At 72.8% G+C, this 23,391-nt stretch carries 24 protein-coding genes; 15 read left to right on the forward strand and 9 right to left on the reverse strand.

Translation table 11 applies throughout. The annotated features are described in order from the left end of the window. From L2K70_RS03690 to L2K70_RS03700, 3 genes are read right to left on the reverse strand one after another with little or no spacing between them, the layout of a single operon-like run. Positions 1–675, reverse strand: a complete 675-nt coding sequence (locus L2K70_RS03690) for a DedA family protein (RefSeq protein ID WP_236399145.1) — start codon at positions 673–675, stop codon at positions 1–3. Further along, a complete protein-coding gene (locus tag L2K70_RS03695) occupies positions 672–1,232 on the reverse strand; it encodes a GNAT family N-acetyltransferase (RefSeq protein WP_236399148.1) in 561 nt (186 codons plus the stop codon). Before L2K70_RS03695 ends, L2K70_RS03690 begins: the two co-directional genes overlap by 4 nt. After that, positions 1,229–1,645, reverse strand: coding sequence for a VOC family protein (locus tag L2K70_RS03700; protein WP_236399151.1), 417 nt, complete (start codon positions 1,643–1,645; stop codon positions 1,229–1,231). The genes L2K70_RS03695 and L2K70_RS03700 overlap by 4 nt, the downstream gene beginning before the upstream one ends. Before the next feature lie 165 nt (positions 1,646–1,810). On the opposite strand from L2K70_RS03700, the gene L2K70_RS03705 reads away from it, so the two are divergent. The 5 genes from L2K70_RS03705 (at position 1,811) to L2K70_RS03725 (ending at position 10,065) form a co-directional block, all read left to right on the forward strand. Further along, positions 1,811–7,990, forward strand: coding sequence for an Ig-like domain-containing protein (locus L2K70_RS03705; RefSeq protein ID WP_236399154.1), 6,180 nt, complete (start codon positions 1,811–1,813; stop codon positions 7,988–7,990). 36 nt (positions 7,991–8,026) lie between these two features. Next, entirely contained in the window at positions 8,027–8,524 is a 498-nt protein-coding gene (locus L2K70_RS03710; RefSeq protein WP_236399157.1) for a phage tail protein, read from the forward strand. A gap of 9 nt (positions 8,525–8,533) precedes the next feature. Further along, the gene (locus tag L2K70_RS03715; RefSeq protein ID WP_236399161.1) at positions 8,534–9,037 is read left to right on the forward strand and encodes a phage tail protein; all 504 of its coding nucleotides are present in this window, start codon (positions 8,534–8,536) and stop codon (positions 9,035–9,037) included. A gap of 9 nt (positions 9,038–9,046) precedes the next feature. Beyond that, positions 9,047–9,568 (forward strand): phage tail protein, encoded by a 522-nt coding sequence (locus L2K70_RS03720; RefSeq protein ID WP_236399164.1) that lies wholly within the window; start codon positions 9,047–9,049, stop codon positions 9,566–9,568. Between the two features lie 161 nt (positions 9,569–9,729). After that, entirely contained in the window at positions 9,730–10,065 is a 336-nt protein-coding gene (locus L2K70_RS03725) for a GNAT family N-acetyltransferase (protein ID WP_236399168.1), read from the forward strand. A 26-nt stretch (positions 10,066–10,091) separates the two neighbouring features. Here the strand turns inward: L2K70_RS03725 and L2K70_RS03730 are convergent, their stop codons facing one another. Beyond that, positions 10,092–10,406, reverse strand: coding sequence for a DUF6916 family protein (locus tag L2K70_RS03730; protein ID WP_236399170.1), 315 nt, complete (start codon positions 10,404–10,406; stop codon positions 10,092–10,094). 71 nt (positions 10,407–10,477) lie between these two features. Here L2K70_RS03730 and L2K70_RS03735 point away from each other — a divergent pair, with 71 nt between their 5' ends. Then, entirely contained in the window at positions 10,478–10,855 is a 378-nt protein-coding gene (locus tag L2K70_RS03735; protein ID WP_236399173.1) for a DUF6916 family protein, read from the forward strand. A 7-nt stretch (positions 10,856–10,862) separates the two neighbouring features. On the opposite strand, the gene L2K70_RS03740 is transcribed toward L2K70_RS03735, so the two are convergent. Together L2K70_RS03740 and L2K70_RS03745 are read right to left on the reverse strand one after the other, a co-directional pair. Next, positions 10,863–11,762 carry a pseudouridine-5'-phosphate glycosidase gene (locus L2K70_RS03740; RefSeq protein ID WP_236399176.1) on the reverse strand — a complete coding sequence of 300 codons (900 nt, stop codon included), beginning with the start codon at positions 11,760–11,762 and terminating at the stop codon, positions 10,863–10,865. Continuing rightward, positions 11,762–12,667 (reverse strand): carbohydrate kinase family protein, encoded by a 906-nt coding sequence (locus L2K70_RS03745; RefSeq protein WP_236399178.1) that lies wholly within the window; start codon positions 12,665–12,667, stop codon positions 11,762–11,764. The genes L2K70_RS03740 and L2K70_RS03745 overlap by 1 nt, the downstream gene beginning before the upstream one ends. Positions 12,668–12,793: 126 nt before the next feature. On the opposite strand from L2K70_RS03745, the gene L2K70_RS03750 reads away from it, so the two are divergent. From L2K70_RS03750 to L2K70_RS03765, 4 genes are read left to right on the forward strand one after another with little or no spacing between them, the layout of a single operon-like run. Further along, a complete protein-coding gene (locus tag L2K70_RS03750) occupies positions 12,794–14,188 on the forward strand; it encodes a ferredoxin reductase family protein (RefSeq protein ID WP_236399181.1) in 1,395 nt (464 codons plus the stop codon). Between the two features lie 26 nt (positions 14,189–14,214). Next, positions 14,215–14,730 carry an FMN-binding protein gene (locus L2K70_RS03755; RefSeq protein WP_236399184.1) on the forward strand — a complete coding sequence of 172 codons (516 nt, stop codon included), beginning with the start codon at positions 14,215–14,217 and terminating at the stop codon, positions 14,728–14,730. Beyond that, positions 14,727–15,491 (forward strand): FAD:protein FMN transferase, encoded by a 765-nt coding sequence (locus L2K70_RS03760; protein WP_236399189.1) that lies wholly within the window; start codon positions 14,727–14,729, stop codon positions 15,489–15,491. Before L2K70_RS03755 ends, L2K70_RS03760 begins: the two co-directional genes overlap by 4 nt. A 27-nt stretch (positions 15,492–15,518) precedes the next feature. Next, on the forward strand, positions 15,519–15,719 hold the full coding sequence (locus tag L2K70_RS03765; protein ID WP_236399193.1) for a hypothetical protein: 201 nt from the start codon (positions 15,519–15,521) through the stop codon (positions 15,717–15,719). A gap of 6 nt (positions 15,720–15,725) precedes the next feature. Here the strand turns inward: L2K70_RS03765 and L2K70_RS03770 are convergent, their stop codons facing one another. Both L2K70_RS03770 and L2K70_RS03775 read right to left on the reverse strand, forming a co-directional pair. Continuing rightward, the gene (locus L2K70_RS03770; protein ID WP_236399195.1) at positions 15,726–16,952 is read right to left on the reverse strand and encodes an MFS transporter; all 1,227 of its coding nucleotides are present in this window, start codon (positions 16,950–16,952) and stop codon (positions 15,726–15,728) included. Further along, entirely contained in the window at positions 16,936–17,262 is a 327-nt protein-coding gene (locus tag L2K70_RS03775; protein WP_236399198.1) for a DUF3054 domain-containing protein, read from the reverse strand. The genes L2K70_RS03770 and L2K70_RS03775 overlap by 17 nt, the downstream gene beginning before the upstream one ends. A gap of 54 nt (positions 17,263–17,316) precedes the next feature. On the opposite strand from L2K70_RS03775, the gene L2K70_RS03780 reads away from it, so the two are divergent. From L2K70_RS03780 to L2K70_RS03790, 3 genes are read left to right on the forward strand one after another with little or no spacing between them, the layout of a single operon-like run. Next, positions 17,317–18,606 carry a cytochrome P450 gene (locus L2K70_RS03780; protein ID WP_236399201.1) on the forward strand — a complete coding sequence of 430 codons (1,290 nt, stop codon included), beginning with the start codon at positions 17,317–17,319 and terminating at the stop codon, positions 18,604–18,606. Positions 18,607–18,636: 30 nt separating this feature from the next. Further along, the gene (locus tag L2K70_RS03785; RefSeq protein WP_236399204.1) at positions 18,637–19,677 is read left to right on the forward strand and encodes a family 43 glycosylhydrolase; all 1,041 of its coding nucleotides are present in this window, start codon (positions 18,637–18,639) and stop codon (positions 19,675–19,677) included. A 25-nt stretch (positions 19,678–19,702) separates the two neighbouring features. Further along, entirely contained in the window at positions 19,703–20,509 is an 807-nt protein-coding gene (locus tag L2K70_RS03790; protein ID WP_236399206.1) for a thioesterase family protein, read from the forward strand. A 101-nt stretch (positions 20,510–20,610) separates the two neighbouring features. On the opposite strand, the gene L2K70_RS03795 is transcribed toward L2K70_RS03790, so the two are convergent. Then, on the reverse strand, positions 20,611–21,729 hold the full coding sequence (locus tag L2K70_RS03795; RefSeq protein ID WP_236399209.1) for a hypothetical protein: 1,119 nt from the start codon (positions 21,727–21,729) through the stop codon (positions 20,611–20,613). Positions 21,730–22,103: 374 nt separating this feature from the next. Here L2K70_RS03795 and L2K70_RS03800 point away from each other — a divergent pair, with 374 nt between their 5' ends. Beyond that, positions 22,104–22,955 carry a hypothetical protein gene (locus tag L2K70_RS03800; protein WP_236399212.1) on the forward strand — a complete coding sequence of 284 codons (852 nt, stop codon included), beginning with the start codon at positions 22,104–22,106 and terminating at the stop codon, positions 22,953–22,955. Positions 22,956–23,099: 144 nt separating this feature from the next. Then, positions 23,100–23,390, forward strand: coding sequence for a hypothetical protein (locus tag L2K70_RS03805; RefSeq protein WP_372477465.1), 291 nt, complete (start codon positions 23,100–23,102; stop codon positions 23,388–23,390). The last annotated feature ends 1 nt before the right edge of the window (position 23,391 follow it).

A 23,391-nucleotide genomic window follows, 5' to 3' on the forward strand; every position in this document is an offset into this window, starting at 1 on the left:
CTAGGCCGTCGCGCGCTCGCGCCACCAGTGGATGGCGGCGGGGATCACGGTGAGCAGCAGCAGCCCCAGGATCAGGTAGTCGATGTGGCGCGCGAGCCAGGGGAAGGTGTCCCCCACGAAGTAGCCGGTGAGCGTGATCGTCAGCACCCAGAGGAGGGCGCCGACCAGGCTCCACGCGATGAACCGCGGACGCTTCATCTTCGACGCCCCCGCCACCACGGTGATGTAGGTACGGACGACGGGCACGAACCGCCCGATCACCAGCGCCTTGCGGCCGTGCTTGTCGAAGAAGGCCTCGGTCCGCTCGAAGTAGTCCCGCCTGAGTACCTTCCCGTCGTGCTCGTAGATGACCGGACCGAGCTTGCTGCCGATCTCGAAGCCGAGCACGTTGCCGCCGATGGCGGCCGCGACGAGCAGCGCGCAGCTCACGGCGAGGTCCACCAGGCTCGGACCCGGCACGACCGAGAGCTTGTCGCTGGCCAGGAAGAGGCCGACGGCGACGAGCAGGGTGTCACCGGGGAGGAACGGGAAGAACAGGCCGCACTCCACCACGATGATGGCGAGGCTCACCCAGAAGAAGCCGGCGCCGAGCTGGGAGAGCAGCCACTCGGGGTCGAGCCACTGGACGCCGAGGACCAGGGGCAGGGGGAACGGGGGCAGGGGGAGCGGGGTCATCGGCTCGACCTCCACTCGTCCTCGAGCAGCGCGAGGACGAGGGTGGTGGCCCACTCGCCCTTGAAGAACGCCCCGTCGACGTGGCGCGCCTCCTGCCGGAAGCCGAGACGGTCGAGCAGCCGGAGCGAGGGGTCGTTGCCCTCGACCACGACGGCCGTCACCCGGTGGAACCCGAGGTCGTCGAAGGCGAGGCCCAGCACGGCGCGGGCCGCCTCGATGGCGTACCCCTGGCCGTGGTGCTCGCGGCCAAAGGCGAAGCCGAGCTCGCCCTGCCGGTCGGACGCCCACTTGAGCAGCACCTCGCCGATCACGGTCTTGGTCGAGGCGAGCTCGGCGGCCAGCACCAGCCACTGTCCGTGCTCGTCCAGCACGGTCTGGCCGAGCTTCGCGCGCAGCGTCTCCTCGGTCGCCTCCCGGTCGCGCACCGGCCACGGCACGTAGCGGACCACCTCGGGGTCGCCGTGGAAGCGCACCAGGTCGTCCAGGTCGTCCATCCGGTGTGCCCGCAGCACCAGTCGATCGGTGGTGAGCGGCAGGTCGACCGGCAGTCCGCTCACAGCGAGAAGTGCCCCGGTGCCAGGCTGCGGAGCACGCAGAACTCGTTGCCCTCGGGGTCCGCGAGCACGGTCCAGGACTCCTCGCCGCTCTGGCCGATCTCCGCGCGGGTCGCGCCGAGGCCGAGGATGCGCTCGACCTCCTCGTCCTGCGAGCAGTCGACGGGCGAGACGTCGAAGTGGACGCGGTTCTTCGCCACCTTGTCCTCGGGCACCCGTGCCAGGAAGATCGTCGGCGCCACCGGGCCCGAGCGGACGGCGTCGAGCAGCTCCGCGTCCTCGCGGCCGTCCGGGCCGATCTCGACGAGCCCCGGCTCGCGGTGCAGGACCACCCAGCCCAGCACCGCCGTCCAGAAGTCCGCGAGCCGATCGGGGTCGTGGCAGTCGAGCGAGATCTCGGTCAGTCGGGAGGCCATGGGCCGATCCAAGCACGCGCACGGCGGTGGGCCGAGGCCGATGGCCACGAGTTCACCCAAACCGGTCACACGACCGGCGGCTGCGTGGAAGTCTGGCCGCGGCCCGCCTCGGTCGGGTCCTCCTGTCGTTTCGGACCGGGGCGTGGCGAGCAGAAAGCACCAGACGTGGCGTCGACCATCGGGATCCGCACCCATCTGTCCACCTGGCCGACCCTCGTCGTCCTCGCGCTCCTCGGTGCGCTGCTGACCGCCGTGCCGGCGTCCGCGGCGACGGGGGCGGGGGCGCGTGACCGGGCGGAGGAGAAGCGTCTCTCCGAGCTCCCGTGCACCATCGTGGGCACCCGCGGCGACGACGTGCTCGTCGGCACCTCCGGTGACGACGTCATCTGCGGCGGCGGTGGCGACGACGTGCTGCGCGGCGGCGGTGGCGACGACGTCCTGCGCGGCGGCGGGTCCGGCGACGATCGTCTGGTCGGTGGGCCGGGCGACGACTACCTCCAGGGCGGACGCGGGGACGACCTGCTCCGCGGCGGCGCGGGTGACGACGTGATGCTCGGCGGCCGGGGTGACGACCGGCTCCAGGCCCGAGACGCGGCTCGCTTCGAGGACGTCCTGCGCTGCGACCAGGGCTCCCGGGACCGGGCGTACGCCGACGCGGGCGACCGGGTCTCACCCACGTGCGAGCTCCCGCGACGCGACGCCGCTCCCACCGACCTCGCGCTGACGCCGTCGTCGGTGGTCGAGAACGCTCCCGTCGGCACGCTCGTCGGCAGCCTGTCGGTGACCGACGTCGACAAGCACGACACCCACCGCTTCGCGCTCGTCGCGGGCGGCACGGACAACGGGTCGTTCACGGTCGACGGCACCCGCCTGCTGACCGCCGCGGTCCTCGACTTCGAGAGGGACGCCGCGCTCGACGTCCGGGTCCGGGTCACCGACGGCTCCGGCGCGTCGTACGAGGAGGACCTGGTGGTCACCGTCCTCGACGTCCCGGAGAACGGCGCACCGGTGGCTGTCGACGACACGTCCACGACCGACGAGGACACGGCCCTCGTCCTGCCGGCGAGCGGCCCCGGCAGCCCGGCGGCCAACGACGTGGACAGCGACCCGCTCTCCGTGACCGCGGTGTCGGCGCCGGTCGGCGGAACCGTCACGCTCTCGGCGGGCGTCATCCGCTTCGTCCCCACCGCAGACCTCTGTGGCGCGGGCGCGGGACGCTTCGACTACACGGTCAGCGACGGCAAGGGGGGCACGGACGTCGGGCGCGTGACGGTCGACGTGACCTGCGTCCCCGACGACCCCGAGGCGAGCGACGACACCGCCACCGTCGACGAGGACTCCGCGGCTCAGGCCGTCACCGTCCTCGACAACGACAGCGACGCCGACGGCGACGACCTCGCCATCGGGTCGGTGTCCCAGCCCGACCACGGCACGGTCGTCATCACCGGGGGCGGCGCCGGGCTGACCTACGCACCGGACGCCGACTACTGCAACAGCGGCCAGGGCGGGACCCCGGACACCTTCTCCTACAGCCTCGCCCCGGGCGGCTCGAGTGCCGACGTCGCCATCACCGTCACGTGCGTGGACGACGCCCCGGTGGCGGTCGACGACGCGGCGACGGTCGTCGAGGACGCCGGGGCGGGTGCGATCGCGGTGCTGGCCAACGACACCGACCTCGACGGCGGGCCGCGCACGATCGAGTCGGTGACCCAGCCCGCCCACGGCACGGTCGTCATCACCGGGAGCGGCTCCGGCCTCACCTACGCTCCCGACGCTGACTACTGCAACGCCCCCGGCGGTCCCGAGGACACCTTCACCTACACGCTCAACGGCGGCGACTCCGCGACCGTCTCGGTCACCGCCACGTGCGTGGACGACGCCCCGGTCGCCGTCGACGACGCGGCGACGCTCGTCGAGGACGCCAGCGCCACGGCGATCGGCGTGCTGGCCAACGACACCGACGTCGACGGCGGGACGACGACCATCGACACCGTCACCCAGCCCGCACACGGCACGGTCGCCATCACCGGCGGCGGCACCGGCCTGACGTACGAGCCGGACGCCGACTACTGCAACGCCCCCGGCGGCGGCGTCCCCGACGCAGCTCCCGACACCTTCACCTACACCCTGAACGGCGGTGGCACCGCCGCCGTGTCGGTCACGGTGAGCTGCGTCGACGACCGCCCCGTCGCGGTCGACGACGCAGCGACCACCGACGAGGACGCGACGGCGCAGCTCGACGTCCTCGCCAACGACACCGACGTCGACGGCGGCCAGAAGTCGGTCGCGTCGGTGACGCAGCCCTCGCACGGCACGGCCACCGTCACCGGCGGCGGCACCGGCGTGAGCTACGCGCCCGACGCGAACTCCTGCACGACCGGCGTCGGCGGCAGCCCCGACACCTTCACCTACACCCTGAACGGCGGCACCTCCGCGACCGTGTCCGTCACGGTGACCTGCGTCGACGACGCCCCGGTCGCCGTGGCCGACGCCGCGAGCGTGATGGTGGACGCCGACCCGACGGCGATCGACGTGCTGGCCAACGACACCGACGTCGACGACGGCCCGCTCACCATCGCCTCGGTGACGCAGCCCGCGAACGGCACCGTCACCCTGGCCGGGACGCCCGCCACGGTCTCCTACGAGCCGGACCCCGGCTACTGCAACACCGGTGGCACCGCGTCCCCGGACACCTTCACCTACACCCTGAACGGCGGCAGCACCGCCACGGTGTCCGTCACCGTCTCCTGCGACGTCCCGCCGACGGCCGTCGCCGACGCCGCGACGGTGGCGGAGGACTCCGGGTCGACGGCGATCGACGTGCTGGCCAACGACACCGACCCCGACGGTGGCCCGAAGTCGGTGGCCTCGGTCACCCAGCCGGCCCGCGGCACGGTCGTGATCACCGGCGGCGGCGCGGCCGTGACCTATGCGCCGGAGGCGAACTACTGCAACTCCGGCACGGGCGGGACCCCCGACACCTTCACCTACACGCTGAACGGCGGCGGTACGGCGACCGTGTCGGTCACGGTGACCTGCGTCGACGACGGCCCCGTCGCGGTCGCCGATGCGCGGACCGTCGCCGAGGACTCCGGCGCGACGTCGATCGACGTGCGCTCCAACGACACCGACGTCGACGGCGGCCCGAGCTCGATCTCGTCGGTGACCCAGCCCGCGCACGGGACGGCCGCGATCACCGGCGGCGGCACGGCGGTGACGTACGCGCCCGCCGCCGACTACTGCGGACCGGACTCCTTCACCTACACGCTCAGCCCCGGTGGTTCGACCGCGACGGTCACCATGACGGTCACCTGCGTCAACGACGCCCCGGTCGCGGACGACGAGACCATCTCGGGTGCGATCGGCAACACGACGCTGATCGTCGACGACCCCACCGACGGCGCACCGACGGTGAGCAACGCGAGCCGCACGGTCAGCGGTGACATCCTCGACGGCGACACCGACGTCGACGGCCCCGGCCCCCTCGTCGTCACCGCCGGCACGTTCGCCACCAACGACGGCGGCCAGGTCGTGCTCGAGGCGGACGGGGACTTCGTCTTCACCCCCGCCGCGGGCACCAGCTGCACCGACACCAGTGACTTCTTCGACTACACGGTGTCCGACTCCGCCGCCACGCCGGCCAGCGACACCGGACGCGTGACGATCCAGGTCACCGACTGCGTCTGGTACGTCTCGAACAACGCGCCGGGCAACGCCGGCACGTCGAGCGCGCCGTTCGACACGCTGGCGCAGGCGGAGAGCGCGTCCGCGCCCAACCACACGATCTACCTCCTCGACGGCGACGACACGACCACCGGCCGTGCCGCGGGCTTCGCCCTCAAGCCCGGACAGCGCCTGGTGGGGGAGGCGGCGAACCTGTTCGCAGGCGCCGTCCTGCTGCGTTCCGCCGTGCCCGGCGCCCGTCCCACCATCACCAACACCAACGCCGACGTCCTCGCGCTCGCGACGGGTTCCAGCGTGCGCGGTGTCGAGGTCGACCCGCAGGGCACCGGTGGCGGTATCTCGGGAGGGGCGGGAGTCGGAGGTGTCGTGCTCCAGGACGTGCGCATCATCGACAGTGGGACGCCCGGCAGCCAGCCGGGTCTCGAGCTCGACGGGACCACCGGCAGCTCGGCGGTCACCGGCCTGGTCGTCGAGACGGCTGGCGCCACCGGCATCCGGCTGAACAATGCCGGCACCGTCGTGTTCGGCACCGGCAACGGGGCCACGACCGTGCGTACGGACGGAGCCAAGGCCCTCGACGTCACCGGCACGTCGCTGACCGGGAGCACGTTCGGCAGCATCGTCGTGACCGGCTCCGCCGTGGGGGGCATCTCGCTGAGCAACACCACGGGCGCGGTCTCGCTCGGCGACGGTGCGCAGGGTGACATCTCGCTGACCGGCATGACGGGCACGACCCCGGCCTTCCGGCTGGCCAACGCACCCTCGGTCACCGTTCCGGCGAGCGGCACCTCCGACGTCTCCATCACCGGTGGTCCGGCGATCGACGTCGTCTCGGCGGCCGGCGCGAACCTCTCCTTCGACGACGTCGACTCGACGGGGAGCACCGGCGACGGCATCAACCTCAGCGGCCTCGGCGCCGGCACCTTCTCCGCCGCCACGGGCAGCACGATCACCAACGCCTCGGACACCGCGTTCGACCTCGACGGTGGTAGCGGCGCGGTGACCTACGACGGTGCCATCACCAACGACGTCGGCCGGCTGCTGCGGGTCAACGGCACCACCGGTGGGGTCAAGGACTTCAACGGCGCGATCACGGACAACGGCGACGGCGACGGTGGCGAGCTGGGCGTCCAGCTGACCGGCAACACTGGCGCGACGGTGCGTCTCGACGGCGGCCTGGTCGTGCGTACGACGACCCAGCCGGCGTTCACCGCCACCGGTGGCGGCACGGTCGCGGTGTCGGCCGCATCGGACGCCAACTCGCTGCAGGCGACCACCGGCACGCCCCTCACCGTCACCGGCACCGCGATCCACGCGGACGGGCTGACCTTCCGGAGCATCGCGTCCAACGGTGCCGTCAACGGTGTCGTGCTGAGCGGGACCGGAATGGGCCGGCTCGCCGTCACCGGCGGGACCGGGACGGCCTGCACGGTCGCGACCCCGACGTGCTCCGGCGGCAAGATCCTGTCCTCGTCGGGTCCCGGCATCCTGCTCTCCAACGTCCCCGGCGGCGTCAGCCTCTCGCAGGTGCAGGTGGGCCAGGGCCTCGACGACGGCATCCGCGCCACCACCGTCGGCGACCTCGACCTCAGCGACGTCCTCGTCACCGGCAACGGCGACAGCCACGCGGGCGGTGCGGAGGAGCGCGGGCTCGACTACCTCGACGTCACCGGTAGCCCGCAGATCCTGCGCACGGTGGTCTCGGGGTCCGACGACTCCAACGCCCACATCAGGAACACCACGGGCACGACGACGCTGTCGGTCGACGGCTCGACGTTCACCGGGTCCAAGAACAACGCCGGCCTGCGCATCAGGGGCGAGGGCTCGTCCACGATGACCGCGACGGTCCAGCGCAGCGTCTTCTCCCTCAACGCCGACCCCGGCTTCTCGATGCAGACCGACGCGGCCAACACGGCACGCCAGACCCTCGTCTTCGACGACAACGACGTCTCCGGCGGCAGCCCGTCCGCCGTCCCCGGGCGTCCACAGGTCTCCATCAACGCCGGAAGCGGCGCGATCGTCAAGGCGAGGGTGTCGAACAACGACATCAAGAGCGCCGCCGGGTCCGAGCTGATCCTCAACACCCTGCCCGGCCACACCGGCACGTTCGACGCGACGGTGGTCGGCAACGACATCGGCGACGCCCAGCCGGGAGCCCTGGACCCGCAGGTCGACGCCGGGGTGGGCATATGGGGCTGGGCCCACGGCAGCGGCGCGACTCGCATCGAGGTCCGCAACAACACCATCGCCAACTGGGGAGGTAGCGCCCTGACGCTCTCCCACAACGAGGGCAGCGGCTCGGCCGACTACACCGCGACCGGGAACTCGTTCGGCGCTGCCGACGCCGGGCCCAACGCCTTCGAGGGCGTCTACGTGCTCGCCGGGGGAGCGACGGGCGACACCAGCGACGTGTGCGTCGACCTCGAGAACAACGTCGGTCTGCAGTCCGCGGGCCAGCAGGGCCTTCCCGACGTCGCGATGGACCGCTTCGGCTCGGCCAGCCTGCGATTCGCCGACGTCGTCACCCCGAGTGCCGCAGCGGTGCAGTCGAGCCTCGCATCGAAGAACCCGGGAAGCCCGGGACTGACGTTCGAGACGTACGGCGCCGAGCCCACCGGCACGAGCGCGACCGCGTGCCAGCTGGCCCAGGGCACGCCGTGACGCACCAGACCACGCCCGAGATGACCGGAGGCCGCAGTGGCTGAGCCGTTCCTGTCCGAGATCCGGCTGATGAGCTTCGTCTTCGCCCCCAAGGGCTGGGCGTTGTGCAACGGCCAGCTGCTCCCCATCAACCAGAACCAGGCGCTGTTCAGCCTCCTGGGGACGACCTACGGGGGTGACGGCCGGGTGAACTTCGCGCTGCCGGACCTCCGCGGCCGCGTGCCGATCCACGTCGGCGGAGGTCACACGCTCGGCGAGCGCGGAGGCGAGCAGGCCCACACCCTGACCGTCGCCGAGCTGCCGGCGCACACGCACCAGCTGCGCGGGTCGGGAGCCGACGCGGACGTGGTGCTGCCGACCGACAACGTGGTGGGTCGCTCGAGCCAGCTCTACGGTCCGCCGAGCCAGCTGACCTCGCTGGACGCCTCCTCCACCACGGCCGCGGGGGGCTCGCAGGCCCACCTCAACATGCAGCCGTTCCTCACCCTGTCCTTCTGCATCGCCCTCCAGGGCATCTTCCCGAGCCAGACCTGAGGACCTGACATGGCACAGCCCTACATCGGTGAGATCCGCATGTTCGCCGGCAACTTCGCGCCCGCCGGCTGGATGTTCTGCGAGGGACAGCTCCTGCCGATCTCCGAGTACGAGACCCTCTTCAACCTCATCGGCACGACCTACGGAGGCGACGGCGAGTCGACCTTCGCCCTGCCCGACCTCCGCGGCCGCGTCCCGATCCACCAGGGCAACGGCTTCATCCTGGCCGAGACGGGGGGCGTCGAGGAGGTCACCGTGACCCCCCAGCAGATCCCGGCCCACTCCCACGCGCTGGTGGCCAGCACCGCGGTCGGGTCGGCCGCCAGCCCTGCCGGCAACGTCCTGGCCGCGAGCGGGTCCGGCAACGTCTACCGGCCCGCCCCCGCCTCGGCGGCGATGTCCACCCAGTCGGTGTGGCCGACCGGCGGGTCGCAACCGCACACCAACATGCAGCCCTACCTCTGCGTGAACCACATCATCTCGCTCTTCGGCATCTTCCCCTCCCCGACCTAAGGAACACCCATGGCAGACCCGTTCGTGGCGGAGATCCGGATCTTCCCGTTCAACTTCGCCCCCAAGGGCTGGGCGTGGTGCGACGGCCAGCTCCTCCCGCTCTCGCAGAACACGGCCCTCTTCTCCCTGCTCGGCACGACCTACGGGGGCAACGGCAAGTCCAACTTCGCGTTGCCCGACCTCATGGTCCGCGCGCCGATGCACCCCGGTCAGGGGCCGGGACTCAGCCTGCACGACCTCGGGGAGACCGGCGGCAGCGAGACCGTCACCCTCCTGGAGAGCGAGATCCCCTCGCACACGCACACCGTCAACGCCAGCTCCGGACCGGCGAGCCTGCAGTCGCCCGCTCCGGACCGCGTGGCCGGCCGCACGACGAACACCGTCTACCGCGACAACCCGGACAACCTGGTCCCGCTCGCGCCCGAGGCGCTGTCCCCGGCTGGCGGGGACCAGCCGCACAACAACATGCAGCCCTACCTCACGTTCTACTTCAACATCGCCCTGCAGGGCGTGTTCCCGCCGAGGTCCTGAGCACGTGTCCGCCCGCCCCGCCCCCGCTGCGGCCACCGGCATCGTCCTGCGCCGCTCGACGCCGGACGACCGGGAGTTCCTCGTCGGTCTACGGGTCCACGCGTGCCGAGGAGCTGGCGCAGGTCGGCTGGGCACCGGGCCAGCTCGACGCCTTCGTGCGGATGCAGTTCGACGCCCAGGACACCGAGTACAGGCGACACAACCCCCGCGGCCGCTTCGACGTCATCGAGGTCGACGGTCGTCCCGTCGGGCGCCTGATCGTCGATCGCCGTCCGGGCGACATCCGGGTGGTCGACATCTCGCTCCTCCCGGAAGCGCGCGGGGCGGGGATCGGCGGTCGACTCCTCTCCGACCTCGTGGAGGAGGCCCGGGTGAGCGGCTGCATCGTCAGCATCCACGTCGAGGTCCACAACCGTGCCGCTCGGCTCTACTCCCGGCTCGGCTTCGTCGTCGCTGCCGACCTCGGCGTCTACCGCCGGATGGAGTGGTCCGCGTGAGCCGGACGGCCGACCTGCGGCCGGGCTCAGGCGAAGGCCGCCTCGTAGCGCACGCCGTCGGCGTCGCGGCCGATCGGGACCAGGAAGATCTCCTGCTCCCCGACCGCCTGGTGGGTGACGACGTACGTCGCCTGCGGCAGGGGCGCGTCGTGCGGGCCGAGGAAGACGAGCGAGAACTGGACCCGCTGCTGGCCGTCGGGGCCGGGACCGCCCGGCACCTCGCTGGCAGTGGCCTCCGCGAGCCTCATCGTCAACGTCCCGGCCGCACCCGCGTCCACCTCGACGTCCTGCCCGACCAGCGGCGCGAAGTGCTCGTGGGTGAGCCACTCGATCCTCGTCACGCGCCGATGCTAGTCCCGCAGGTGCCCGAGCCCACCGACCAGACCGACCCCACCGATCACCGGAGCACACCATGACCGAGATCTCCCGCCGGACCGTCCTGGGCGCGAGCGCCGCAGGCGCCGCCGTGCTCGCCGTCGGCGGTCCTGCCGACGCCTCCCCGGCGCAGGTGCGCAGTCTCTACACCCGCCGCAGGTTCACCCGCCTGCGCGGACGCAGGTTCGTGCTCACCGACGGCACCGGCAGCTGGACGGTCACCCTGACCCGGGTCACCGACCTGGCCCACGCCCGACGAGGTGAGCAGCGCTCGTTCGCGCTGACCTTCCGACGTCTCAGCGCAGGTCCGCCGCAAGGCACCTACACGCTGCGGCGCAAGGGCTTCCGACCCACCGTGCTGTTCGTCGTCCCGAGCGACGCGCGTCGGCGCACGTACCAGGTCGTCGTCAACTAGCAGCCGGTCAGCGTGCGTACTCCACGGCGATGGCGGCGCCCAGCCGCGCGTTGTGCTCGACCAGCGCGATGTTGGCCTTCAGCGACGCGCCCTCGGTGATCTCGACGATCCGCCCGAGGAGGTACGGCGTCGCGTCCTTGCCGCGAATGCCGAGGTCGTCCATGTCGGCGAGGGCGCGCTCGATGATCGCGCCGATCTCGTCGGCGGGGATCTCGGCCTGCGCTGGGATCGGGTTCGCGACGACGACGCCGCCGGCGAGCCCGAGGTCCCACTTCGCCCGCATCAGCGCGGCGACCTCGGCCGGCGAGTCGACGCGCATCGGCGCGCCGAACCCCGACGAGCGGGAGAAGAACGACGGGAACTCGTCGGTGCCGTAGCCGAGCACCGGCACGCCCAGCGTCTCGAGCTTCTCGAGGGTCAGGCCGATGTCGAGGATGCTCTTCACGCCCGCGCAGACCACGGCCACCGAGGTCGTGGACAGCTCGGTGAGGTCCGCCGAGACGTCGTACGACGTCTCAGCACCGCGGTGCACGCCGCCGAGCCCGCCGGTCACGAAGACGCCGATGCCGGCGAGGGCGGCCAGTCGCATCGTCGACGCGACCGTCGTCGCCCCGTGCAGGCCGCGCGAGACGACGTAGGGCAGGTCGCGGATGGACACCTTGATGACCGACTCGTCCGAGGCGAGCAGCTCGAGGTCGTCGGCGGACAGGCCGATGGTGGGCGTCCCGTGCAGCACCGCGATGGTCGCGGGGACGGCGCCGCCGTCGCGGACGATGCCCTCGACGGTGCGGGCCATCTCGACGTTCTGCGGGTAGGGCATGCCGTGGCTGATGATCGTGCTCTCCAGCGCGACGACGGGCTGCCCTGACGCGAGCGCGTCGCGCACCTCGTCGGTGACGGTGAGCATCAGGGGGTCTCCTCGTGGGTCGATCGGATGGTCTCGGCCAGGTCGGGCCGGACGGTGTGGGGGCTCTCGATGGTGGCGGCCGCCGCGCGGTGGCCGGCGTGCGCCGCCTCGACCGGGTCGGCGCCGGCCAGCCAGGCGGAGACCCAGGCGGCGAGCATCGCGTCACCTGCCCCGGTGACGTCGACGACGGTCGCGGGCCGGGCCGGGAGGTGGACCGGGTCGGCGTCCCGGCTGCACACGAACGAGCCGTTCGCGCCGTGCCGGACCCAGACGTGCTCGACGCCGCGGGCGTGCAGGTCTGCCACCGACGCCCGCCAGTCGTCCACCGGGCGCCCGGTGAGGGCGGCCAGCTCGTCGGTGTTGGGGGTGACCAGGAAAAGGTCGTCCACGAGGTCGGCGAGGCGCCGGGCCTTGGCGACCGAGACCGGCTCGAAGGCCACCCGCACGCCGGCGTCGGAGGCCGCCGCCACGACCTGCGCCGCCTGCTCGTGCGCGAGGTTGCCGTCCACCACGACCAGCGCGGCGTCGTCGAGGTGCACCGTCTCGAGCACCAGCTCGTCTACGACGGCCATGTCGGAGACGGCCGCGACCAGCTCGCCGGCGTCGTCGAGGACCGCGGTGTAGGTGCCGGTCGCCGCGCCCGGCACCCGCCGCACGGCCGAGACGTCGGCGCCGCACGCGGCGGTCACCCGGAGGGCCTCGTCGCCGAAGGTGTCCTCGCCCACCGCCGACACCAGGCGCACCGGGGCGCCGAGGAGGCCGAGGCAGGCCGCGATGTTGCGGCCGACGCCGCCGGGGGAGATGCGGGTGTGGCCGGGGTTGCTCGTGGCGGCGACGAGCGGGGCGGAGGTGCGGGCGACGACGTCCATGTTGGTCCCGCCGACGACCACCACCCACTGGTTCACGCGCAGATCCTGACAGAGAGACCCCGCCGGTCCTCCCACGGGACCGGGTCCCACCGGACGGCCTCTCACAGCAAGGTCACAGGTAGCACCCACCCTCGTGCCAGCCGGGCCCGGCACGCTCGTGCCATGACCCTCCTCCCGACGTCCGCGCCGGACGTCGTACGACTCGGCGCGCGTGCCCGCCGTGACGCGGGCGTCCGCCTCGCGGCCGGCAGCACCCTGTGGCTGGCGCTGCTGTTCGTCACCTGGTGGTGGACCACCGGCGGCGGGATCAGCCAGCTCGGCGGGTGGGCGACGGGCCTCGAGTCGGTCGGCCGCATCAGCGGCCTCGCCTCCGCGGTCCTGCTGCTCGCCCAGGTCGTGCTGATGGCGCGCATCCCGGTGCTGGAGCGGGCGTTCGGCCAGGACCGGCTCACCGGCATCCACCGCGTCGTCGGCTTCACGTCGTTCAACCTGATGGTCGCGCACGTCGTCCTCATCACCTGGGGCTACGCCGCCGGGTCGCTGCTGGCGTCGCCCGCGACGCTGTGGGACCTGGTCGTGAACTACCCCGGCATGCTGCTCGCCGCCGCCGCCACCCTGTGCCTGGTGATGGTCTTGGTGACGAGCGTCCGCGCCGCGCGGCGCCGCCTGCGCTACGAGTCCTGGCACCTGATGCACCTCTACGCCTACCTCGGCGTCGGCCTCGCGATCCCGCACCAGCTCTGGACCGGCACCGACTTCACGTCCTCGCCGGGCCGCCAGGTCTTCTGGTGGACCGCGTGGGGCGCGTCGATGGCCAGCGTGCTCGTCTGGCGGGTGGGCCTGCCGCTGTGGCGCAACCTGCGTCACGACCTCCGCGTCGCCGCGGTCGTGCCCGAGGGCGACGGCACCGTGTCGGTCCACGTGACCGGCCGCGACCTGCACCGCCTCCCGGTCGAGGGCGGGCAGTTCTTCACCTGGCGCTTCGGCGGCCGCCCCGGTCGCAGCCGCGCCAACCCGTACTCCCTGTCCGCGGCCCCCGACGGCCGCTCGCTGCGGATCACGGTCCAGGACGCCGGCGACGGGAGCGCGGCCGCGGCCGGGCTCGAGGTCGGCAGCCGCGCCTGGATCGAGGGCCCCTACGGCCGCCTGAGCCCCCGGGCGCGGAGCCGGGAGAAGGTGCTGATGATCGCCGCCGGGGTCGGCATCACCCCGCTGCGGGCGCTGGCCGAGCACCTCGAGTACGCCCCGGGCGACGCGCTCCTGCTCTACCGCTCGTCGGGCTCACCCCTCTTCGTCGACGAGCTCCACGAGCTGTCCGCCGAGCGCGGGCTCGTCGTGTGGGGCCTGCCCGGTCGTCGCCGTGCCGCAGACTCCTGGCTCGGCGACGGCATCGCCGCCCCGACCGACCTGGCCGCCCTCACGTCCTGGGTGCCCGACGTGGCCGAGCGCGACGTGTACCTCTGCGGCCCCACCCCGTGGGCCGACCTCGTCCTCCGCGACCTCCGGGCCGCCGGGGTGCCCGAGCAGCACATCCACTACGAGACCTTCGGCTGGTGACTGGCGTGAAACGCATTGTCCTCTGGGTGCTGAGCACCCTGTCCACCCTGGTGGTCCTCTTCGGCTACCACACCTCCACCTCCGCCACGATGGCCACGGCGACCGGGAGCGAGACCGCCATCACCGGGTCGGTCCAGGGATCGGGGACCGGTACGACGACCAGCGGGTCGGCTCCCCCCGACGACGGCGGCTCGACGTCCACGGGCTCCTCGGGCTCGTCGTCCACCGGGTCGGGGGCGGGCTCCTCCTCCGGCTCCTCCGGCTCGGGAACGTCCGTCACCGGTGCCGTCGCCCAGACGCGCTACGGGCCGGTGCAGGTCCAGGTCGACCTCGACGGCTCGACGATCACCGACGTGTCGGTGCTGCAGTACCCGGACAGCGACGGTCGCGACATCCAGATCGCCCAGTACGCCCTGCCGCAGCTGATCCAGCAGACCCTCGACTCGCAGAGCGGGTCGGTCTCGATGATCAGCGGGGCGACCTACACCAGCCAGGGCTACGCCCAGTCCCTGCAGAGCGCGCTCGACCAGGCGGGGCTGTGAGCACCGCCGCCCCCGCCGTCGCCCGCCGCGTCGAGCACGTGATGGGGATGCCGGTCAGCCTCGCGCTGCGCGGTCGCCACGCGTCCGGTCCCGAGGCCGACGCGGCCTGGGACGCGGCGCTGGCCGAGCTCCGCTGGGTCGACGAGGTGTTCAGCACCTGGCGGCCCGACAGCCAGGTCTCGCGGCTCGGCCGAGGTGAGGTCACCGTCGACGAGTGCGATCCGGCGGTCGCCGAGGTGCTCCGGCTCGGCGACGCCGCCCGCGCGTCGTCCGGCGGTGCCTTCGACATCCTCCTCCCCGGCCCGGACGGCGTACGACGTCTCGAGCCGAGCGGAGTCGTGAAGGGCTGGGCCGTCGACCGAGCCGTACGCCCCCTGCTCGCGCTGGCCGACACCGACGTCTGCCTCTCCGTCGGCGGCGACATGGTGTGCCACGTGGCCGACGACGCCGGCGAGCCGTGGCTGGTCGGGATCGAGCACCCCCTCGACCCGACGCGGCTGGTCGCGCAGGTGCCCGTGCGCCGCGCTGCCGTCGCGACCTCCGGCACGGCCCACCGCGGCGCCCACGTCGTCGACGCGCGCACCGGGGGGCCGGCGGAGGCCGTCGCGTCCGTCACGGTCATCGGCGCCGACCTCACCAGCGTCGACATCGACGCGACCACGGCGCTTGCGCTCGGCCTCGACGGCCCGCAGTGGCTGCGCTCGCGACTGCGGACCGGGGTCGTGGTGTGGGCGGACGGCCGCGCGGAGGTCGTGGTTTGAGCGAGCGATCGGGCGTACCGTCGACGGATGGTCCTCATCGGGGTGGTCGTCGCGGTCGTCGTCGTCGTGCACGTGCTGAGCGAGCGGCAGCGCCGGCGTGATTGGGAGGACCTCACCCGTCCCGGGATGGGCGGTCGTCGTCAGCGGCCGGGGACCGGCACCGGCCACCTCGGCGAGGCTCCGGTCACGATCCACCACCGCCTCGGAGGTCGCGGCCGCAACGACTGAGCGCTGCTACCGGACCCGCTCGAGCTCGTCGTCGACGTACGTCGGCCGCGCGACACGGAGCGCGGCGAGGGTGAGCGGCACCGAGGTGAGCGCGAGGAGGACCAGCACCAGCGTCCAGCCCTCGGTGGCCTCGTGGACGAGCCCCACGGCGAACGGCCCGATCGCGGCGAGGGCGTAGCCGACCGGCTGCACGAACCCGGAGAGCTGGGCGGTGACGGCCGGATGGCGGGTGCGCGCGGTGATGAGGGCGATCGCGGTCGGGAACGCCAGGCCCGAGTAGCCGAGGATGATCGCCCACAGCCACGGCACCGTCGCGGGCGCGACGACCAGGCCGGCGTAGCCGGTCGCGAGGGCGACCCCGAACGACACCGTGATCGGCCGCAGCCCGCGCCCGCGCGCGATGATCGTCGGCATCACCAGCGCCCCGAGGATGCCGACGGACGACAGCAGCGCCTGGAGCGCGCCTGCGGTGGACGACGAGAGCCCCGCGTCGCGGTAGACCGTGGGCAGCCAGCCGAACTGCACGTAGGCGTGCATCGACTGCACGCCGAACAGCACGGTGAGCGCGATCGCCGTGGGGGAGTGGACGACGCGGCCCGCCGGCGCCTCACCGCTCACCTCGCGCTCGGCCGGTGACCGACGCTCGCGCACCGCGAGCCACCCCCAGAGCGGCAGCGCCACCGCGACCAGGACGCCCCACAGGCCGAGTCCGGCGCGCCACGAGCCCGTCGCCTCGCTGACGGGGGCGGTGAGGAGCGAGCCGATGGTGCCGCCGACGACCAGGCCGGTGCCGTAGACGGTCATCAGCGCGACGGCGTGGCCGTGCGCCTTCACCCATGCCGGCACCAGCACGTTGCCGACGGCCATGCCCGACAGGCCGACCACGGTCAGCACGAGGAAGAGCGGCTCGCTGTCGGCGGCCACGCGCAGCAGCAGCCCGGCTGCGGCGACCGCGAGCCCGATCGCGATGCCGGCGGTCGTGCCGATGCGACGGGCGAAGGCGACCGACAGCGCACCCACGATGCCGAAGCAGAGGCCCGGCAGTCCGGTCATCGCACCGGCCACGCCGGCGCTCATCCCGAGGCCGTCGCGCACCTCCTCGAGGACCGGGCCCACGGACGACGCGCCCGGTCGGAGGTTGATCGAGACGAGGACGACGGCGGCGACCAGGACGGCGAAGGGGAGGGCCGCGCCGTGCGACCGGGTCGAGGGGCGGTCATCGGCGTCGGACACGTGCACCGACTCTAGGCAGCACCAGGAGCGCGCCGAGGACGAGGGTGGCCACGACGACGAAGGCGGTGGCCGTGCCCTGTCCGCTCGCCTGGCGCAGCACCATCCCACCGACGAGCGCGCCGAGCCAGACGACCACACCCGAGGTGGTCGCCCCGCCCGGACGTCGTACGGCGACCAGCGCGGCCCAGGCGAGCAGCGTTCCCGTCAGGAACGGCCACGCCGTCGTCCACCAGCCGCCCGCGGTGAGGGTGCCGTAGTGGCTGAGCCGGCCGATCACCGCGAAGACGCCGACGAGGACGAGATCGATCACGAGCCATCTTCGATCGGACATGTGTCAGACCCTAGGCACGGTTACTGTCGGGACATGAAGTCGACGGTGCACTGGAGCGTGGCCCACGGCCTCCCCACGCTCTACCTCCGGCGGGCGGCCGCGCGCGGTGACCTCCAGGCGCGGCTGATCCGCATCGGCTCGCTGGGCTCCGAGGAAGCCGTCTTCGACCTGATCGAGGAGATCCGGGCGCGGGGGCCGCTCTACCGCTCGAGCATCGGGCAGGTCGTGACCAGTCACCCGGGCGTGCGCCAGGTGCTGACGAGCGACGACTTCCGGTCGGGCCTGCCGACGGCGGAGGGCGCGATCGGGCGGGTCGTCCGGTGGGCCGCGCCGTCTACGCTGCACCCGGTCCAGCCACCGTCCCTGCTGGTGACCGAGCCACCCGACCACACCCGCTACCGCAAGCTGGTGACGCGGGTCTTCACGATGCGTGCGGTCGAGAGGCTGCGCGAGCGCACCGAGCAGATCGCGACCGAGCTCCTCGACGCGCTCGAGCCGCACGCGACGAGCTCGGTCGACCTCGTCGAGTCCTACTGCGCGCAGCTGCCGGTGACGGTGATCGCCGAGATCCTCGGGGTGCCCGACGCCGAGCGCGGGACGGTGCTGGACTTCGGCTCCGCGGCCGCGCCGAGCCTCGACCTCGGGCTCGGCTACGCGCGCTACCGCTCGGTCTCGCAGGCGCTGGCGCGCTTCGACGCCTGGCTCGGCGACCACCTCGAGCGCCTGCGCCGCGACCCGGGCGACAACCTGCTCAGCCAGCTCGTGACCGTGCGCGAGGACGGCCAGGGCCTCACCGAGACGGAGCTCAAGGCGACGGCCGGGCTGGTCCTCGCCGCCGGCTTCGAGACGACGGTGAACCTGCTCGGCAACGGCATCGCTCTCCTGCACGACAACCCGGCCGAGCGGGCGCGCGTCGACGCCGACCCGTCGCTGTGGACCAACGTGGTCGAGGAGGCGCTGCGGCTCGACCCGCCCGTCCTGCTCACCGGCCGGATGGCGCTGCGCGACACCGACGTCGCCGGCTCGCCGGTCAAGGCCGGTTCGATGGTGACCGCGATCCTCGGCGCGGCCAACCGCGACCCCGAGGTCTTCGAGGACCCGCTGCGCTTCGACGTCGCCCGCCCCAACGCCCGCGACCACATCGCCTTCTCCGCCGGGCGGCACCACTGCCTCGGGGCCCAGCTGGCGCGGATGGAGGGCGAGGTCGGCCTGCGCACGATCTGGCAGCGCTACCCCGACCTGCGGCTCGACCCGGGTGCCCGCCGCCGCGCGACACGCATCCTGCGCGGCTACGAGCGACTTCCCGCCACGTTGCGGCCCTGAACCCGTCCCCCTCGGGATACGGTCCACCCCGTGCCGACCCGGGGAGTGCTGCTGCTGGTCGCCCTCGCGATGGCGCTGCTCGGCGTCACGACCCCCGCGGTGGCCGACGACGTACCGCGTCCGGTGCTCGACGTCGACTTCCCGGACCCGGCGGTCGTCGCCACCGGCAGCGGCCTGGTCGCGTACTCGACCGGCGACCGGGTGCCGCACGCCTGGTCGCGCAGCGCCGACGGTCCGTGGCGTCGTGGTCCCGGGCTGCTCACCCACCGCCCCGGCTGGTCGCGTGACGGTGGCATCTGGGCCGTCGACGTCGAGCGCGTCCAGGGCACGTGGGTCCTCTACTACGCGACTCCCGTGTCCAGCCTCGGCACGACCGGCCGCTGCATCGGCGTGGCCCGCTCCGACTCGGCGCGCGGCCCGTTCCGCCCGGTCGGCCGTCGCCCGCTGGTGTGCCCGTCCTACGCCGGCGTGCCGACCGCGCAGGACCCGCTCCTGCCACGCGACCCCACCCTGCCGCGTGCGGGGGTGATCGACCCGTCCTTCTTCCGCGACGCCGACGGGACGCCGTACCTGCTCTACAAGACCGACCGGGTCCCGTCCACGATCCGCCTCGTCCCGCTCGCTGAGACCGGCCAGTCGGTCGCGCCCGGCGCGACGAGCATCGAGCTCGTCCGCTCGGCCGGCGTGATCGAGAACCCGGTCCTCACGCAGCGCCCCGAGGGCTACGTGATGCTGACGTCGGAGGGCGACTGGACGCGCTGCGGCTACGCGACCACGTGGCGGATCGCGCCGTCCCTGCTCGACTGGTCGGCCGCGGTCCCGTCGACGCTGCTCGACGACGCCACGACGCCACTGTGCGGTCCCGGCGGCGCCGACCTCGTCGAGGGGAGCGGTGGGCGGACCCTGCTGTTCCTCCACGGCTGGACCTGTCGTGGCACCGACCTGCCGTGCGTGGGTCGCGGCAAGTGGGACCACAAGCCGCGGCAGCGCGGGGTGCGGGCGATGTACGCCGCCGAGCTCGGCTGGCTCGGTGGTGTGCCGCAGGTCACCGACTGGCTCCGCGCCGGCTGAGCCCGGCCGGTCCTACGCTCGGTCCATGCCATCCGAGTGGGACACGCACACCTCCGTCACCGCGACCGGGGACGGCCTCTTCGGCGCGGAGCTCGACCCGGGCTGGGTGGTCGGCGGCGGCGTCAACGGCGGCTACCTGCTCGGGATCCTCGGCCGCGCGGTCGCCGAGAGCGTGCCTGCCAAGCCCCACCCGCTCTCGGTGAGCGCCTACTACCTCTCCGCCTCCACGCCCGGCCCCGCGCAGGTCTCGACGCGGGTGCTGCGCGAGGGCGGCAGCGTCGCCACCGTGGCGGCCGAGCTCGGCCAGGAGGGCGTCACCCGCATCACCGCGCTGGCGACATACGGCGACCTGCGGGCGATGCACGGCGACGTGGCCACGACGGCTGAGGAGCCCGCGCTCCCGCCGATCGAGGAGTGCGTCCCGGGCACGATGGCGCCCGAGGAGGTGCGCCGGATCGCGCCGCTGATGGAGCGCTTCGACATCCGCTTCGACCCGGCCTGCGTGGGCTGGGCGATGGGTGCGCCGAGCGGCAACGGACTCATCCAGGGCTGGTTCCGGATGGCCGACGGCCACGACGTCGACCCGGTCGGGCTGCTGATGGTGTGCGACGCCCTCCCGCCTGTGACGTTCGACCTCGGCCTGCCCGGCTGGGCACCGACGCTCGAGCTGACGGTGCACGTGCGTGCCGTCCCCACGCCCGGCTGGCTGAAGGTCTCGCACCGCACCCGCAACGTCGCTGGCGGGATGTTCGAGGAGGACTGCGAGGTCTGGGACTCCGCCGGCCGCCTGGTCGCCCAGAGCCGGCAGCTGGCGATGCAGCCCCGCCGCTGACCTGCAGCCTTGCCCCTGAGTCGCTGGGAGACTCAACCGTGCAGCTCGGGCGTGTCGCGGGCGGTGCTCGACCTTGAGTCTCCAGGAGACTCAACGGCGAGTCAGTCGAAGAAGGCGCGGTCCATCGCGACGATCCAGCGCCGCCGGGGGTGCTCCGTGACCGACCAGATCCGGTCGGTCGACGGCCAGTAGCTGAGGTCCTCGGGACCCATCGGCAGCGCCCACCGGTGCTCCGTCATCGAGCCCGGCTGGCCGGCGTGGATCGAGCCCGGCGTCCACGGCCCGTGGGAGACGGTGACGTGGTAACGCCCCGACGCGATCACGGCGCCCTGCATCTGCCGCACACCGCCCTCGTCGATCGCCAACGGGCGCGAGAACCCGTCATCCCCCACGGCGAGCTGCCACGTCTGCGGGTCTAGGGGGTACCGGGCGAGCCGGGTGGACGCGTCCGGGTCGAGGGCGTACTCGCCGGCGATCAGCGCGGGCGGGTCGGACCGCCGGTCGAGCGACATGAAGGAGTACCGCAGCTTCTCGTGGCCCTCGTCGGCGTAGGCCTGGTAGGTGAACCGCACCGGCAGGACGTAGCGGTGGCCGTAGGAGTAGAGCGTGCGGCCGTCGATGCCGAACCTCTCCGGGTGCGCGTCGTCGCCGCTCACCCGCATGATGTCGTCGACCCGCGCGGTCACGAAGCCTCGGCTGGTGGCCGCGATGTGGAGGTAGGGGCCGGCCCACACGATGCCGCCGGCGTGGATGCTCATCGGCTTGAGGGCCAGCCGCCCGGTCTTGTCGAAGACCGGCGCGACGAGCAGGACGTGGCGGTACTTGCGCGCATCGAGGTCGACGAAGGTGACCCGCGACCCGCGCTTCGTGCCGTCCTTGCCGGTCGAGTACCACGTCGCAACGACCACCCGCCGCCCGTCGCCGGTCGCCGTCTGGAAGGCCTCGGTGTCGGAGGAGTCGGCGCTGGTGGAGATCCCCTGCGGGTACCACTGCTCGTCCTGCTCGTCGTAGTCGTCCCACCGGTAGGCCTCGCGCACCGCCCGGCCCAGCAGCCGCGGGACCCGCGAGCGCCGTACCTCCCACTTCAGGTCGCCCAGCACGCCGTCGAGCCCCGTCGGCTCGCCCAGCACCTCGGCCAGCGCCGCGATCTCGCGCACGTTCTCGTCCGTGCGCTGCAGGTGGACCCCCTGCACGTACGGCGACTCCGACGCGGTGCTCACGCGCTCGACCCTAGCCACGGTCGGTCAGCCTGCCGCCCCTCCAACGGGTAGTCCGCATCAATTGTCACCCCGAGGCACCCGGCGCAGGTGAAACCTGATGAGGACTACCCCGGGAGCGGGAGGCGAGCACAGCCGGCAATCATCCACAGACTGCGTGGGGAGCCACTCTCCACAGGCCCGGTCGGCTCGGTGCGCGAGACGTCAGGACCCGGCGATGTGATCTCGGGATGTACCCGAAGAAGGCAGCCTGGGAAGCGCGCCCCGATGGCTTGGTCGTGCCGGTTCAGGTCGATCCGACGGGGGCGGACGGCCCCACGCGACGCCAGGCGTATGGCCCCCGGTGGCGTCAGACCTCGCCGGGTCGGTTCGTCCCTTTGGCGACCGAGCGGGGCATCCACCAGCACATCCTCGAGCAGGGGAACCGCATCCGGTCGTACGGCGCGGTGACGGGGTGGGCGAGCCTGCGGTTCCGCGGCGCTCGGTTCTTCGACGGGTCGGTGTTCGCCGACGATGGTGTGCTGGCGCCCGTCCCCATCGTCACCGGTCCGGCGCTGCTTCGCGCCGACGATCGCGTGGTCGTGACTCGCGAGCAGCTCGCGAAGGACGAGCGCGAGCTGGTGTGCGGCGTCTGGACGACCGTTCCTGCTCGAGCGCTGTTCGACGAGATGCGCCGTCACGGCCGCCTCCGGGACGCCGTCGCCGACATCGAGGTGGCGGTGGCGGCCGGCCTGTTGTCGTACGACGAGTTCTCCCGCTACGTGGCTAGCCACAATCCATGGACCGGGATCGGCCTGGCGCGCGACGCCGTCGCGCTGGCGGGGCTCGGGTGCTGGTCCAGGACGGAGGCCAAGATGGCGTTGATCTGGATCCTGGACGCCGAGCTCGGCCGGCCGCTCTGCAACGTGCCGATCTTCGATCTCGATGGTCGCCTCATCGCGGTGGTGGACCTCTTCGAGCCGTTGTCCGGGTGCGCCGGCGAGTACCAGGGGGCGGACCACAAGGAGGGCGAGCGGCATCGTCAGGACGTTGCCCGCGAGCAGCGCCTGCGCGATGCCGGCATCGAGTGCTTCGAGGTGGTCGGCGGTGACTTGTCGGACGTCGACCTGGTCTCGAAGCGGATGCACGCAGCTCGCGCTCGTGCTCTCTTCCGCGAGCCGGGGGACCGGCTCTGGACCCTCGAGCAACCTGACTGGTGGCCGGCCTGGGCTGCGGCTCGCGGGCTTTGATGCGGCCGGGAGCTGGGATAGTCCGCATCAATCTTCACCTTCCAATCGGGGCCAGGCGTGACAATTGATGCGGACTACCCCAGCGGGCGGGGGCGGGAGCGCCGGCCTGCAGAGAGCGGGAAGGCCGGGTGGAGGATGGTCTCCGTGAGGGCGATCTTCTTCGACGAGGACGACGCGCAGGCCGTCGTCCGGCAGCTGCGCGCGGACGGTTTCGAGGCGCACGTCGAGCGGGAACGGCTGGCGGGGGAGGACGACGACGAGGACCACCCGTGGGCGGTGCTCACCGACGCCCCGCCGTTCATGCTCGAGGTCCTGGTGGACTCCCACGACGGGTGGCTCGACGAGGACGACGAGCCCGGGGAACAGGGCGACCCGTTGCCGCCGTTGCACCTCCCGACCGCTCCGAAGCGCATCAAGCGCCCAGACCTAGGCTGAG

The organism is Nocardioides potassii (assembly GCF_021648885.1).
Lineage (GTDB): Bacteria > Actinomycetota > Actinomycetes > Propionibacteriales > Nocardioidaceae > Nocardioides > Nocardioides potassii.